Origin of the sequence: Kitasatospora sp. NBC_01300 (assembly GCF_041435235.1) — a bacterium.
In the GTDB taxonomy this organism is placed as follows: Bacteria; Actinomycetota; Actinomycetes; order Streptomycetales; family Streptomycetaceae; genus Kitasatospora.
Genome location: NZ_CP108408.1, coordinates 314,478 through 328,057, shown reverse-complemented (window position 1 = coordinate 328,057; position 13,580 = coordinate 314,478). Strand labels below are relative to the sequence as shown.

11 protein-coding genes are annotated in these 13,580 nt (G+C 72.1%); 3 read left to right on the top strand and 8 right to left on the bottom strand.

All coding sequences use genetic code 11. The features are described 5' to 3' along the window. Positions 1–59: 59 nt before the first annotated feature. On the bottom strand, positions 60–1,598 hold the full coding sequence (locus tag OG556_RS01620) for an MFS transporter (RefSeq protein WP_371515473.1): 1,539 nt from the start codon (positions 1,596–1,598) through the stop codon (positions 60–62). A gap of 208 nt (positions 1,599–1,806) precedes the next feature. Here OG556_RS01620 and OG556_RS01615 point away from each other — a divergent pair, with 208 nt between their 5' ends. Then, positions 1,807–2,562 (top strand): trans-aconitate 2-methyltransferase, encoded by a 756-nt coding sequence (locus tag OG556_RS01615; RefSeq protein ID WP_371515472.1) that lies wholly within the window; start codon positions 1,807–1,809, stop codon positions 2,560–2,562. Positions 2,563–2,656: 94 nt separating this feature from the next. Here the strand turns inward: OG556_RS01615 and OG556_RS01610 are convergent, their stop codons facing one another. Together OG556_RS01610 and OG556_RS01605 are read right to left on the bottom strand one after the other, a co-directional pair. Continuing rightward, positions 2,657–3,877, bottom strand: a complete 1,221-nt coding sequence (locus OG556_RS01610; protein WP_371515471.1) for a hypothetical protein — start codon at positions 3,875–3,877, stop codon at positions 2,657–2,659. Positions 3,878–4,076: 199 nt separating this feature from the next. Next, complete coding sequence (locus tag OG556_RS01605; RefSeq protein WP_371515470.1) at positions 4,077–4,649, bottom strand: carboxymuconolactone decarboxylase family protein; 573 nt, start codon at positions 4,647–4,649, stop codon at positions 4,077–4,079. 149 nt (positions 4,650–4,798) lie between these two features. Between OG556_RS01605 and OG556_RS01600 the strand changes: the two genes are divergently transcribed. After that, a complete protein-coding gene (locus tag OG556_RS01600) occupies positions 4,799–5,134 on the top strand; it encodes a winged helix-turn-helix transcriptional regulator (RefSeq protein WP_371522518.1) in 336 nt (111 codons plus the stop codon). A gap of 26 nt (positions 5,135–5,160) precedes the next feature. On the opposite strand, the gene OG556_RS01595 is transcribed toward OG556_RS01600, so the two are convergent. From OG556_RS01595 to OG556_RS01575, 5 genes are all read right to left on the bottom strand, one after another. After that, complete coding sequence (locus tag OG556_RS01595) at positions 5,161–6,942, bottom strand: glycoside hydrolase family 15 protein (RefSeq protein WP_371515469.1); 1,782 nt, start codon at positions 6,940–6,942, stop codon at positions 5,161–5,163. Positions 6,943–7,011: 69 nt separating this feature from the next. Further along, a complete protein-coding gene (locus OG556_RS01590) occupies positions 7,012–7,908 on the bottom strand; it encodes a carbohydrate ABC transporter permease (RefSeq protein ID WP_371515468.1) in 897 nt (298 codons plus the stop codon). Then, a complete protein-coding gene (locus tag OG556_RS01585) occupies positions 7,895–8,971 on the bottom strand; it encodes a carbohydrate ABC transporter permease (RefSeq protein ID WP_371515467.1) in 1,077 nt (358 codons plus the stop codon). The genes OG556_RS01590 and OG556_RS01585 overlap by 14 nt, the downstream gene beginning before the upstream one ends. Further along, positions 8,961–10,214: an extracellular solute-binding protein gene (locus OG556_RS01580; RefSeq protein WP_371515466.1), complete on the bottom strand. Its 1,254-nt coding sequence runs from the start codon at positions 10,212–10,214 to the stop codon at positions 8,961–8,963. Before OG556_RS01580 ends, OG556_RS01585 begins: the two co-directional genes overlap by 11 nt. Positions 10,215–10,276: 62 nt before the next feature. Continuing rightward, entirely contained in the window at positions 10,277–11,269 is a 993-nt protein-coding gene (locus OG556_RS01575; protein ID WP_371515465.1) for a LacI family DNA-binding transcriptional regulator, read from the bottom strand. Positions 11,270–11,477: 208 nt separating this feature from the next. Between OG556_RS01575 and OG556_RS01570 the strand changes: the two genes are divergently transcribed. After that, the gene (locus OG556_RS01570; RefSeq protein WP_371515464.1) at positions 11,478–13,535 is read left to right on the top strand and encodes a glycogen debranching N-terminal domain-containing protein; all 2,058 of its coding nucleotides are present in this window, start codon (positions 11,478–11,480) and stop codon (positions 13,533–13,535) included. Positions 13,536–13,580 lie beyond the last annotated feature (45 nt).

The window sequence follows — 13,580 nt, the reverse complement described above, 5'->3', positions numbered from 1 at the left end:
TGGTTATCGAAGATGAAAACCATTGCAAGATGGACTGTCGGTGATGTCCGGACGCCCTGTCAAGCGCCGTCCCCCGAAGGGCTGACGGGCGGCGCCTCCCGGTCGGTCCTGATGACGAACAGGGCGATCAGCGCCGCGAGCACGGCGAAGGCCAGTCCCATGTCGAACGCCCGGGAGATGCCGTGCGCCAGCACCTCGGAGGAGTACGGCGCCGGCAGCTTTCCGGTGGCCCGGAACTGCGCCGCCTGCTGCGGGGTGGCCTGCCGCAGGAACGCGCCGACCTGCCGGCCGGCTTCGCTGCGGCTGGCCGCGCCGTAGACCGTGACCAGGATCGACAGCCCCAGCGAGCCGCCCACCTGCTGGGTGGTGTTGAGCATGCCGGTGGCCGCTCCGGTCTCGTGCGGGGCGACCCGGGAGACCACCGTCAGCGTGGCCGGGACGAAGATCGAGCCCATCCCGAGGCCGAACAGCAGGGTCGGGCCGAGGACGCCGGTCAGGTAGCCGCTGTGGGCGTCGAGCCGGGTGGACCAGAGGGCCCCGCCCGCCACCAGCAGCGAGCCCACCACCAGGAACGGCCTGCGCCCGTACCGCAGCTGGTTGCGGGCGGCGAACTGGGCGGCCGCGACGCTCGCGGCGCTGATCGGCAGGAAGGCGAGGCCGGCCCGCAGCGGGCTGAACCCGAGGACGTCCTGCACGAACAGGGTCATGAAGAAGAAGATGCTGAACATGGTCGCGGCCACGCAGAGCAGCAGCCCGTAGGCGCCGGAGCGGTTGCGGTCGCGGAACAGGTGCAGCGGGGTGATCGGCTGCGGCGCCCGCCGTTCGTGGGACAGGAAGGCCGCCAGCAGCAGCACGGCGAGGCCGAACGAGGTGACCGTCACGGGGTCGGTCCAGCCGTGGTCGGAGGCCCGGATGAAGCCGAAGACCAGCGAGACCATGCCCGCGGTGGCGGCGAACGCGCCGGTCAGGTCGAAGCGTCCGGGGTGCCGCTCGGACTCGTTGATGTAGAGCGGCGCCAGCAGCGCGATCGCGATGCCGATCGGCACGTTGACGAACAGCACCCACCGCCAGGACAGCCAGGAGGTCAGGATCCCGCCGGCGAGCAGGCCGACGGCGCCGCCCGCCCCCGCGACGGCCGAGTACACGCCGAAGGCGCGGTTGCGGGCCGGGCCCTCCGGGAAGTTGGTCGCGATCAGCGCGAGCGCGGTCGGCGAGGCGATCGCCGCGCCCAGGCCCTGGAGTGCGCGCGCGGCCAGCAGCCAGCCGGAGGACTGTGCGACGCCGCCGAGCAGCGAGGCGAGGCTGAAGATCAGGACCCCGGCGACGAACACGCGCCGGCGCCCGAGGATGTCGCCCATCCGCCCGCCCAGCAGCAGGAGCCCGCCGAAGGCGAGGGTGTAGGCGTTGACGACCCAGGAAAGGTCGGTGGTGTTGAACCTCAGCGCCTGCTGGATGTGCGGCAGGGCGATGTTCACGATCGTGACGTCGAGGACCACCATGAGCTGGGTGGCCGCGATGACGGTGAGGGCTGTCCCCGGGTGCTGGCCGCGTCGCGCGGGTGCGGGCGGCGCCGGGGCCAGGGCGCGCGAGGTGACCATGGCAGGTCCCCCAATGACTCGGGAGCGAATGACGGTGAGGGGGCGGGTCCGTCGAATGACACCGGCAGTATCCCCGGGGTATAGGGAACACAATCGTTCATTACCGACAACCGGCTGATTCCGGACCCGTACCACCACTCCTCCGGGTGTGGTGCGGCGACGGAAAACCCGGGGCACGGCCCGCCGCGGTCGTGTCAGGATGCTCGGCATGTCTGCTCGTGCACTGAGCTTCGGCGCGATCGCCGAAGCCTACGAACGTTTCCGGCCGGGGTACCCCGACGAACTCTTCGACACGGTGGCGGCGTACGCGGGCCGGCCGGTGCGGACCGCCCTGGAGATCGGCGCGGGCACCGGAAAGGCGACCCGGCTGTTCGCCGGGCACGGGGTCGACGTCACGGCGACGGAGCCCGACGCGGCCATGCTCGCCGAACTGCGCAGGACGGCGCCCCCCAGCGTGCGGACCGTCCGGGCCGCGTTCGAGGACCTGCGGCCGGGCGGGACGTACGGGCTGGTCTACGCGGCGGCGGCGCTGCACTGGACGCGCCCGGAGGGCCGGTGGTCGCGGGTGGCCGAACTGCTGGAGCCGGACGGCGTGTTCGCCAACTTCGGCGGGCCGTTCCAGCCGGCCGACCCGGCCGTCGAGGAGGCCGTGCGGGCGGCCCGGGCGCCGTTCCTGGAGAGCGACGACGTCCCGTCCCCGGACGGGACCGCTCCCGAGGAGGAACTGCAGTGGCCGGGAACGGAGTTGGAGCGGTCCGGGCTGTTCCGTGACGTCCGGCAGTCCGTCATCCGGCGGCGCCTGCTGGTGAGCGCCCCGTACTACCTCGGCCACCTGTCGACGATCTCGGCGTACCTCCAACTGCCGCCGCCGAGGCGGCGGCAGGCCTTCGACGCGATCGCTCGGGTGCTGCCCGAGACGGTCGAGGTCGCGGCCGACGTCACCGTCCATCTCGCGCGCCGGTGATCCGGGCGGCCGGGGCGCCGGCTGTGGCGTCGAACAGCGGTGCCCGGCCCGCCGCTGTCGCGGCCGACCGGGCACCGTGGGGAAGGAGCGGGGATCAGCCCGTCTCGGTGAGGCTCTTCATGTCCTCGTAGCTCATGCCGAGCTTGCTGAACACCTGCTGCTGCTCCAGGGGCAGGCCGAGGCCCTTCAGCTCCTCGGCCTGGGCCGGGGTCAGGGGCTTGCCGGGGGTGAGCGCCGGGGTGGTCGGGGCGGTGCCGCCCTTGCCACCGCTGGCGGCGCCGGAGGTGAGGAGGCTGAGCATCGCGCTCTGGATGTCGTCGCTGGTCAGCGCGGTGGCGTCGGCGGGAGCCTCGACGGTCGGGGCGTTCTGGTTGAAGGCGAGCTTCACCGGGAAGTTGACGCCCGGTCCGGCCTTCGCCTCCAGCTGGGCGAGGTCGAAGGTGGCGGCGGAGAGCTTGCCGTCCTTCAGGTAGAGGTCGGCGCCGACCTTGTCCTCGCGCACGGTGCTCGGGACGGAGGTGGGGAGCTTCCCGAACTGCTGGGGGAGCTTGGTGGCCAGCGGCTTGAGGGCCTTCAGCAGTTCGTCGGCCAGCTGGCGGCCCGGGGCGCTCATCCAGATGTGCTCGGCGCCGTCCTTCTTGCCCTTGTCCTCGAAGGTGACGGTGCGGGACAGCACGTCCTTGAGGGAGTTGGTCAGCTGCTTGGCCGACTCCGGGTCCAGCGTGGGCTGGCCGCTCGGGGTGGCCTTGGCGCCGTCGAACTTCTTGGTGTCGTCGGCGAGCTTCTGCAGGTCGAAGGAGACCCACTTGCCGGCCAGCACGTCCTTGACCGGCTTCAGTTCGGCGGGCATGCCGCTGCTGATGGCGTCGACCTGCGAGGGGTCCTCGCCGACCAGCTTCACCAGGCCCTTGGCGTCGGCCCGCAGGAACGCCTTGGCGTCGACCTGGCGGTACTCCAGCAGCGCGGTGCCCTTCCGGTCGGAGAGCACGTAGGACAGGCGCACCGACTTGTCGAGCGTCAGGTCCTTGTCGGCACCGTTGCTTTGCGCGTTCTTGAAGGTGTCGAGGTCCTTCAGCGGCTTGTCGGCGGATATCGCGACGGAGAAGTTCAGCCCGGACACGGCGTCGGCGCTCTTCGGGTCGACCTTGTCGCCGGTGGCCGCGCCGAAGGCGGTGATCTGCTCGGGGGTCGCGTCCACGGAGAACGTGAGGCCGGCGGCCTTGCCCTCACCGACCTTGGTGAAGGCCTTGGACACCTTCTGCGCGGCGGACAGCTGCTCGACGGTGCCGCAGGCGGCCAGGCCGGCGGCGAGCACGGATGCGGTGACGGCGACGGGAACGGTTCCGCGCGCGGCCCGGCGAATGGCGGTGTTGATGGTACGTCTCCTGTGTAACGGGGCCTGGCCACAAGGCCAGACCAGTCCCTCCCCGGTGGCGTCAAGCGCCACAGTGTTTACACATTTGATCACATCATCGGCAAGGGGGTGACCGAATTATTTCCGGGGGAGGCGCGGCTCAGCGGGCACCGGGGATGACGTCGTCGAAACGGGGTGCGCCGGGCTCGTACGGCACCCGCGCGGCTCGCGCGGCGAAGCTGACGGCGTGGTACCAGCCGCACAGCAGGAGCAGGTCGAGCAACTGGTCGTCGTCGAAGAGCGGTGTGAGTCGCGCCCACAGCGCGTCGTCGATGTCGGACTCGGCGTGCAGCGCGTCGACGGCGAGGATGAGCAGCCGTTCCCGCTCGGACGTCCAGCACGCGTCGGCGGCTCCGCCGTGGACCAGTGACGCCGTCTGCGCGCGGGTGAGGCCGACCCGCTCGGCGAACGTCATCACGTGGACGCCCCACTCGTACTCGCAGCCGCACAGCGCGCACGTCCGGTCGATGACGATCTCGCGCTCGCGCATGGTCAGGCTCAGCTGCCGGCCCAGCTCGTAGCGGCCCCACCCGTGCATGGCGTCGGCCATCGGCGGGTTCCTGGCGAACAGGCGGAACAGCCCGATCGGCGCGGCTCCCTCGGGCATCATGCGCGCGAGTCGTGCGGCGGTCCGGTCGGTGTACGGCGGCTCCAGCGGGGCTATCCGCGGCATGGGCTCTCCCGTTGCGCTCGTTCCGGATGTTTCGGAATCAGAAACAGCAAGGGGGATGTTAATGTTTCGAATAACGAAACACAAGGGGAGTCATGCCGACACCACGCCCGGGGGAGCCGGTCCGCGGCTCGACGACCGGCCGGCCGATCATGGCCGCGATGGACCTCTTCGGACGCCGCTGGGCCCTGCGCCTCCTCTGGGAGCTGCGCGCCGGCCCGCTCGGGGCCCGCGCCCTGCTCGCACGGTGCGACGGCCTGTCGTCGAGCGTCCTCTACCAGCGGCTCCGTGAGCTCACGTCGGGCGGCCTCATCGCCCCGTCGGCCGACGGCTATCGGCTCACCCGGCTGGGAGAAGCCCTCGGCCACGCCCTGCGCCCGCTCGACGCGTGGGCGGTCGCCTGGGCACAGGAGCAGGAGCAGGGGCAGGAGCAGGGGCAGGGCGAGGGCGGAGATGGCGGTGGCGGCCGGCCCGGACTGCCGGGCTGACCGCCACCGCGGGCGGGCTCCGGTGCTCAGCCCCGGCCGAGGCGCAACGCGGTGTCGATCAGCGGGACGTGGCTGAAGGCCTGCGGGAAGTTGCCGACCTGGCGCTTGAGCCGCGGGTCCCACTCCTCCGCCAGGAGCCCGAGGTCGTTGCGGATGGACAGCAGCTTGTCGAACAGCTGGTGCGCCTCGTCCGTCCGGCCGATCATCGCCAGGGCGTCGGCCAGCCAGAACGAGCAGGCCAGGAAGGCGCCTTCGTCGCCCGGCAGGCCGTCCACCCCGCCGCTGGTGGGGTAGCGCAGCACGAAGCCGTCCTCGGTGGACAGTTCGCGCTGGATCGCCTCGACGGTGCCGATGACGCGCTTGTCGTCCGGCGGCAGGAAGCCGACCTGGGGGATGAGCAGCAGCGAGGCGTCCAGCTCCTGCGAGCCGTAGGACTGGGTGAAGGTGTTGCGGTCCGGGTCGTAACCGTGGGTGCAGACGTCCTCGTGGATGGTGTCGCGCAGCGCGCGCCAGCGCTCCAGCGGCCCCTCGCAGTCGGTCTGCTCCAGCAGTTGGACCGTCCGGTCGACGGCGACCCAGGCCATCACCTTGGAGTGGACGAAGTGCCGGCGCGGGCCGCGGACCTCCCAGATGCCCTCGTCCGGCTCCTGCCAGTGCTCCTCCAGCCAGGAGATCAGCCGCAGTTGCAGCAGGTGGGCGTGGTCGTTGCGGGCCAGGCCGGTGTGCTGGGCGAGGTGCAGGGCCTCGACGACCTCGCCGTAGACGTCGAGTTGCAGCTGCCCGGCGGCGCCGTTGCCGATCCGGACGGGGCGGGAGCCCTCGTAGCCGGGCAGCCAGTCGAGTTCGGTCTCCACCAGCTCCCGTTCGCCGGCGATGCCGTACATGATCTGGAGGTTCTCCGGGTCGCCGGCGACGGCGCGCAGCAGCCACTCGCGCCAGGCCTTGGCCTCGTCGCGGTAGCCGGTGCGCAGCAGCGAGGAGAGCGTGATGGTGGCGTCGCGCAGCCAGGTGTAGCGGTAGTCCCAGTTGCGGACGCCGCCGATGTCCTCGGGCAGCGAGGTGGTGGGGGCGGCGACGATGCCGCCGGTGGGGGCGTAGGTGAGGCCCTTGAGGGTGATCAGGGAGCGGATCACGGCCTCGCGGTAGGGCCCCTGGTAGGTGCACTGGGCGGCCCAGTCGCGCCAGAACTCCTCGGTGGCGGCGAGTGCCTGCTCGGCGTCCGGCCGGTCGGGCGCGCCGAGGTGGGAGGCCTGCCAGGTCAGCGCGAAGGCGATCCGCTCGCCGGCGGTGACGGTGAAGTCGGCGTAGGTGGTCAGGTCGCGGCCGTAGGTCTCGGACTCGCCGTCCAGCCACACCGAGTCGGGCCCGGCCACGGCGACGGTGCGGTGGCCGCCGCCGGCCTGCTCGACCCGGTGCACCCAGGGCACGACGCGCCCGTACGAGAAACGCATCCGCAGGGCCGAGCGCATCCGGACGGTGCCGGAGACGCCTTCGACGATCCGGATCAGCTGCGGGGCCGCCGTGCCGCGCGGCGGCATGAAGTCGATCACCCGGACGGTGCCCCCGGCGGTGTCCCACTCCTGTTCCAGGATCAGGGAATCGCCCCGGTAGCGCCGCCGGTGGGCGGGCGGGGCGTCACCGGGGGCGATCCGCCAGAAGCCGTGCTCGTCCGTGCCCAGCAGGCCGGCGAAGACGGCCGGGGAGTCGAAGCGGGGCAGGCACAGCCAGTCGACGGCGCCGTCCCTGCCGACCAGGGCGGCGGTCTGCATGTCGCCGATCAGCGCGTAGTCCTCGATACGGGCGGGCACGTGGTTCTCCAAGAAGGGTTCACAGGAAGGTTCGGCAGAGGGGGGTGTACCGGCTGGGCCGGGCCGGGCTCACTCCTTGAGCGAGCCCGAGTTGGCGCCGCGCACGAAGTGGCGCTGGAAGCAGAAGAACAGGATCGCCACCGGGAGGGTGGAGACCAGCGCCGCCGCCAGCTTGAGCGGGTACTGCGTCCCGGAGCCGAGGCCGCCGGAGACGAAGTGCGCCAGGCCGGTGGTGAGGGTGTCGTGCTCGCTGGACTGGGTGGAGACCAGGAAGTGCGTGAACTCGTTCCAGGAGCCCTGGAAGGAGAGCACGGTGAGCGTGATCAGCGAGGGCCGGGACATCGGCAGGACGACGGACCAGAAGATCCGGAACGTCCCGGCGCCGTCGATCCGCGCCGCCTCCTCGATCTCGCGCGGCACCGACTCGAAGAACTGCTTCATGATGAAGATCCCGGCGGCGTCGACCAGCAGCGGCAGGATCATGCCGCTGTAGCTGTCGAACATGCCGAAGCTCTTCAGCACCAGGAACTTCGGGATCAGCAGCACCACGCCCGGCACCGCCATCACGGCCAGCACGAAGGCGAACAGCAGCCGGCGGCCCGGGAACCTGATCCGGGCCAGCGCGTAGCCCGCCATCGAGTCGAACAGCACCCGGCCGGCCGTCACCAGGACGGTCACCACCACGCTGTTGCCCAGCCAGCGCAGGAACGGGATGTTCTCGACGCCCTCCGCCAGGCCGAACAGCCGCCGGTAGGAGGCCAGGGTGCCGCCGTCGGGCAGTACCGACATCGGGTGGGCGGCCGCGTCCGGGTCGGTCTTGAAGCTGTTCACCAGTTGCAGCAGGAACGGCAGCAGGTAGAGCAGCGCGAAGCCGAGCAGGACGGTGTACCCGAGGATCCGCAGCGGCCGGGGGAAGCGGCCGAGGATCGGCTTGTCCACGGTGGCCTTGCGGTCAGCGTGCGGCACGGCGGGCTCCCTTCGGGCTGCGGCGGGGCTTGCCGTCCCGCTCCCGCAGGACCCACCGCTGGACGGCGGTGAGCAGCAGGATCAGGCCGAGCAGGACGAACGCGATGGCGGCGCCCTGCCCGAAGTCGGCGTTGTCGAAGCCGGCCGAGTAGGACAGGTAGGCGGGCGTCAGGGTGGTGTTGCCGGGCGCGCCCTTGCCCATCACGTACACCTGGTCGAAGACCTGCCAGGTGGAGATCAGGCCGAGGGTCAGCACCAGGAACAGGACGGGCCGCAGCGCGGGCAGGGTGACGTGGCGCAGCAGCTGGCGGCGGTTGACGCCGTCGAGCGCGGCGGCCTCCTCCAGTTCGCGCGGGATGTCCTGGAGAGCGGCGAGGAAGATCAGCATGAAGGTGCCGGAGGTGGTCCACACCGCCATCAGGATCAGCGTGCACATCGCGACCGAGGGCCCGGCGAACCACTCCGACCAGGACAGTCCGAGCGGCCCGCCGGTGCCCGGGGCGGGCTGGTCCAGGCCGAACCAGCCGAGCACCAGCCAGATCACCCCGCGCGGGTCGGCGAACCAGTTCGGCCCCTTGACCCCGAGCCAGCCCAGCATCCGGTTGACGGCGCCGCTGCCCTGGAAGAGGAACAGGAAGACCGTCGAGATCGCGATCGAGCTGGTGACGGACGGGAAGTAGAACACCGTGCGCAGGGCGCCCCGGCCGCGCAGCATCCGCTGGTTGACCAGGATGGCGAGCAGCAGCGCCAGGACCGTCTGCAGCGGCACCGTCAGCAGGACGTAGTACAGCGTGTTGCGCATCGAGGTGGCGAACAGCGTGCGGTCCAGGCCGTCCTCGGCGAACAGCCGGCGGTAGTTGTCCAGGCCGATGAAGTCCGCGCTGCCGCTGAACGGGTTGGACTGGCCATCCCAGTGCAGCAGGCTGACCCACAGGGCCATCCCGATCGGCAGGACCATGAAGAGGCCGAGGACCAGGACCATGGGGCCGGCGAACAGCCAGCCCCATGCTCCCTCGCGCAGGCTGCGCCGGCGTATCGTGCCGGTGGAGCTGTTACTTGGCATTCTTGATGGCCTGCTCGCCGTTGCGCTGGAGGGTGGCCAGGATGGCCGCCGGGTCGCCCGTCTTCAGCGACTGGAGGTCGGTGTTGAACTGGGTGAGCACCTTGGTGAACCCGGCGATGGTGACCGGCGCCTGGGCGTTGGCGACGCCGTCGACCCAGGCCTTGGACTCGGGGTACTTCTGGGCGTAGGCGCTCAGCGCGCTGGTGCGCGAGGGCATCACGCCGAAGGCCTGGGCGAACTCCAGCTGCTGGTCGGCGGAGGCGAGGTGCTTGACCAGGTCGACCCCGGCCGCCTGGTGCTGGCTCTTGGCGGCGATGCCCCAGCAGTTGCTGAAGGCGAGGGTGCCGGGGCCGGCCGGGCCGGCGGGCAGCGGGAGCACCTTGTACTGGACGTTCGGGTAGTCCTTGGCCATCGCGCCCTTGAGCCAGTTGCCCTCGATGGTCATCGCGGCCTTGCCCTTGCCGAGCGCCTCGCCGCCCCAGCCGGCGTCCACCTCGGCGACGTACTTGGCCGAGCCGGCCTTCATCATCGACTGCACGTACTCCAGCGCCTGCTTGTTGGCCGGGCTGTCGGCGGTCATCGCGGTCTGCTCGGGGTTGGTGATCCAGCCGCCGGCCTCCTTCAGCAGGGCGCCGAGCCGCTGGTAGTCGGGGGCGGTCACCAGGCCGGTCACGCCGTCCTTGGTGAGCTTGGCGGCGTCGTCGGAGAGCTGCTGCCAGCTGGTCGGGTAGTCGGCCTCGGTCAGGCCGGCCTGCTGCCACAGCGTGGTGTTGATCGCCAGGCCCAGGGTGGAGGTGTCCTTGGGCAGGCAGGTGAGCTTGCCGTCGTAGCTGAAGGCCTTGCGCAGCGGCTCGGAGAAGTCGGCGGCGTCCGGGATCTGGTCGCCGTAGGCGTACAGCGAGCCGCCCTTGGCGTAGTTCGCGAACTGGTCGGAGTTGACGTAGAAGAGGTCCGGCGGGGTGCCGCCGGCGAAGGCCTGGCCGAGCTGCTGGTTGATGTCGCTGGCGATCTGCACGGTGACGGTGTTGCCGGTCTTCTTGGCCCAGTCGGCCGTGGCGGCCTTGACCGCGGCCGTCTCGGACTCGCCGGAGGTGGCGATCAGCACCGTCAGGCTCTGGTTGCCGCCGGAGGACTGCTTGGCCGGTGAGTCGCCGAAGCCGCCGGAGGAGGAGCAGCCGGTGACGGCGCCGAGGGCGACGGCCGTGCAGACGGCTGCCGCGGCGAGGGTGCGGGAGGTGGCCATGCGGGATCTCCTTGCGAGGGTGGGTGGGGGGAGTGAGCGGAGATGGTTCGGGGGAGTGGCGGTCAGACGCTTTCGCGCAGGACCAGCGCCGGTTCCAGGAGCACGTGTTCGGTCGGCCGGTGGTGGTCGCCGAGGCGTTCCAGCAGCAGCCGCATGCACTCGCGGCCGACCGCGTCGAGCGGTTGGGCGAGGCTGGACAGCGACGGGAACAGCAGGGGGGCGATCGGCGAGTCGTCGAAGCCGATGACGGCCGCGTCCGGGCCGGGGGTGCGGCCGTCGCGGCGCAGCGCCTGGTACCAGCCGAGCGCCAGGGTGTCGCTGGCGGTCACGACCGCGGTCGCGCCGGTCGCGAGCAGCCGTTCGGCGGCCTCGGTGGCGCTCGCCCGGTCGTCCGGGCTCTCGGCCCGGCGGCCCCGGGCGGGCAGGCCCAGTTCGCGCATCGCGCTCTGCCAGCCGCGGGCGCGGTCGTCGCCGACGCCGGAGCCCTTCGGCCAGCCGAGGAAGCCGATCTTGCGGTGGCCGAGCCCGGCCAGGTGGCGGACGGCGGCCGAAGTCCCGGCGGAGCCGTCGACGTCGACCCAGTCGCCGACGTCCCGGCCGGACCAGGTGCGGCCGAAGGCGACGTAGGGGACGCCGCGTTCGTGCAGCCAGCCCTGGCGGCGGTCGCCGCGGTCGGTGCCGCTGAGTACGAAGCCGTCCGCGCCGTGCTCGTCGAGCAGCCGCTGGTAGCTGGTGAGTTCGTCGTCCCCGGGGGCGACGGCGAACAGCACCACCCGGTAGCCGGCCTGGTCGGCGGCCTCGGAGAGCGAGTGCAGGAACTGGTCCAGGACCGGGGTCGGGACGCCGGTGCTGCTGGAGCGGATGCCGTAGCCGATCAGCCGGCTGGCCCTGGTCTTGAGCGCCTGCGCGGCCCGGTGCGGGCGGTAGCCGAGCTCGTCGATCGCGCGCTGGACCCGCTCCAGCGTCTGCGGGCGCAGCAGCTCGGGCGAGTTGATCGCGTTGGACACCGTCTGACGGCCCACGCCGGCCCGGGCGGCGACCATTTCCAGGGTCACGGCGGACCCTGTCCTGGGCCGGGGCGATGAGTGTGCATGCATGACGGCGATCCTAGGTTCTGTCTTCATTGACAAGATCTTGGAGCGTTCCAATACGGGGTTCCATCTTCCCCACCAGGGGGGTTAATGTCTTGGAACGCTCCAATGGCAGAAAGGTTGCGCCCGAGTGGAAGCAACTGTCAAGCCCCAAAACGAGGATGAAGAGACCATGTCAGCGATCGCCCTGCAGCCGTTCCTGCACGACGCCCAGCTCTCCGTGGCCGCCCCGAGCTTCTGTGCCTCGCGCCCGGACGGTCGGATCGGCGAAGGCGCGGACGGCTTCTACCACGGGGACCGCCGGATCCTCTCCCGCCTGGAGGCCGGCGTCGCCGGGATCCCCAACGCCCCCGTCGCCACCGCGCACGGCGAGGACGGGCGCACCACCTTCGTCACCGTGCTGCGCGGCCTCGCCGAACTCACCCCCGACCCGGCCGTCACCCTGGAACGCCGCCGGGAGCTGCACCCCGGCCGCCTCGTCGAGCGCTACACCGTCCGCAACGCGGGCGACCTCACCGCCCGCCTGCGCCTGGACCTGCGCGCGGAGAGCGACTTCGCCGCGATGGACTCCGTCAAGGCCGGCCGCGCCACCCAGGCCCTCACGCCCACCGCCGGCCCGAACGGCCTGCGCTGGAGCGAGGGCCCGCTCAGCGCCGCCCTCACCGTCGAGCCGGCGCCCGACCACCTCGCCGCCGACACCGGCACCCTGGGCTTCGACCTCGAACTCGCCCCCGGCCAGAGCTGGCAGGCCGTCCTGGAGTGCACCGCCGAGCACCGCGACGGCGACCTCTTCCCCGCCCCGGCCGCCGACGCCGCCCCGTGGCGCACCCCCGGGATCACCGGCCGCGACCACCACCTCGCGCACTGGATCGCCCGCTCCCACCAGGACCTGCGCGGCCTCCTGCTCACCGACCCGCTGGAGCCCGCCGACCACTTCCTCGGCGCCGGGGCCCCCTGGTTCCTCACCCTGTTCGGCCGCGACTCCCTCTGGGCGGCCCGGATGATGCTCCCGCTCGGCACCGAACTCGCCGCCGGCACGCTGCGCACCCTGGCCCGCCGCCAGGGCCGCGCCCTCGACCCGGCCACCGAGGAGCAGCCCGGCAAGATCCTCCACGAGGTCCGCCGCGACGAGCAGCACCTCGACAACGGCTCCCACCTGCCGCCCTGCTACTTCGGCACGGCCGACGCCACCCCGCTGTGGCTCACCCTGCTGCACGACGCCTGGCGCTGGGGCATGCCCGAGGACGAGGTCGAGGACCTGCTGCCGCACGCCGAGGCCGCCCTCGCCTGGCTGGCCGACCACGCCGACGCGGACGGCGACGGCTTCCTGGAGTACGTCGACAGCTCCGGCAAGGGGCTCTCCAACCAGGGCTGGAAGGACTCCTCCGACAGCATCCGCTTCCGCGACGGCCGGATCGCCGACGCCCCCATCGCGCTCAGCGAGGTCCAGGCCTACGCCTACGAGGCCGCCGTCGCCTCGGCCGCCCTGCTGGAGGCCTTCGGCCGGCCCGGCGCCGACCGCTGGCGGCAGTGGGCGGAGGAGCTGCGGCTGCGCTTCCGCGACCGGTTCTGGACCGAGGACGCGCACGGCCCGTACCCGGTGGTCGCCCTCGACGGCGGCAAGCACAAGGTCGACTCGGTCGCCTCCAACATGGGCCACCTGCTCGGCACCGGCCTGCTCGACCCGCAGGAGAGCGCCCTGGTCGCCGGCCGGCTCACCGCCCCCGGCATGGACAGCGGCTTCGGGCTGCGCACCCTGGACGCCGCCGCGACCGGCTTCAACCCGCTCGGCTACCACACCGGTTCGGTCTGGCCGCACGACAGCGCCATCGCCGTCCACGGCCTCGCCCGCGCCGGGCTGCACGACGCCGCCGCGCCGCTGGCCGCCGGCCTGGTCCGCGCGGCGGCGGCCTTCGACCACCGCCTGCCCGAACTCTTCGGCGGCCACCCGCGCGCCGAGGTCGCCCGCCCCGTCCCCTACCCGGCCTCCTGCCGCCCGCAGGCCTGGGCCGCCGCCGCCTCCGTCCAGGTGGTGCAGGCACTGCTCGGCCTGGAGGCCGACGCCCCCAACCGCCGGCTCCGGGTGCGCGCCCAACTCCCGGCCGGCTACGAGTCGCTGACGTTCACCGGTCTGACGGTGGCCGGCCTGCCGATCGAGGTGTCCACCGACCACACCGGAGCCGTCGAGCTGCGCGCCCCGCAGGGCTTCACCGTCACCACGGACCGTTGACGCGAACCCCGCCGGCCGCGCCCGGCCGGCGGGGAACAGGCCGTC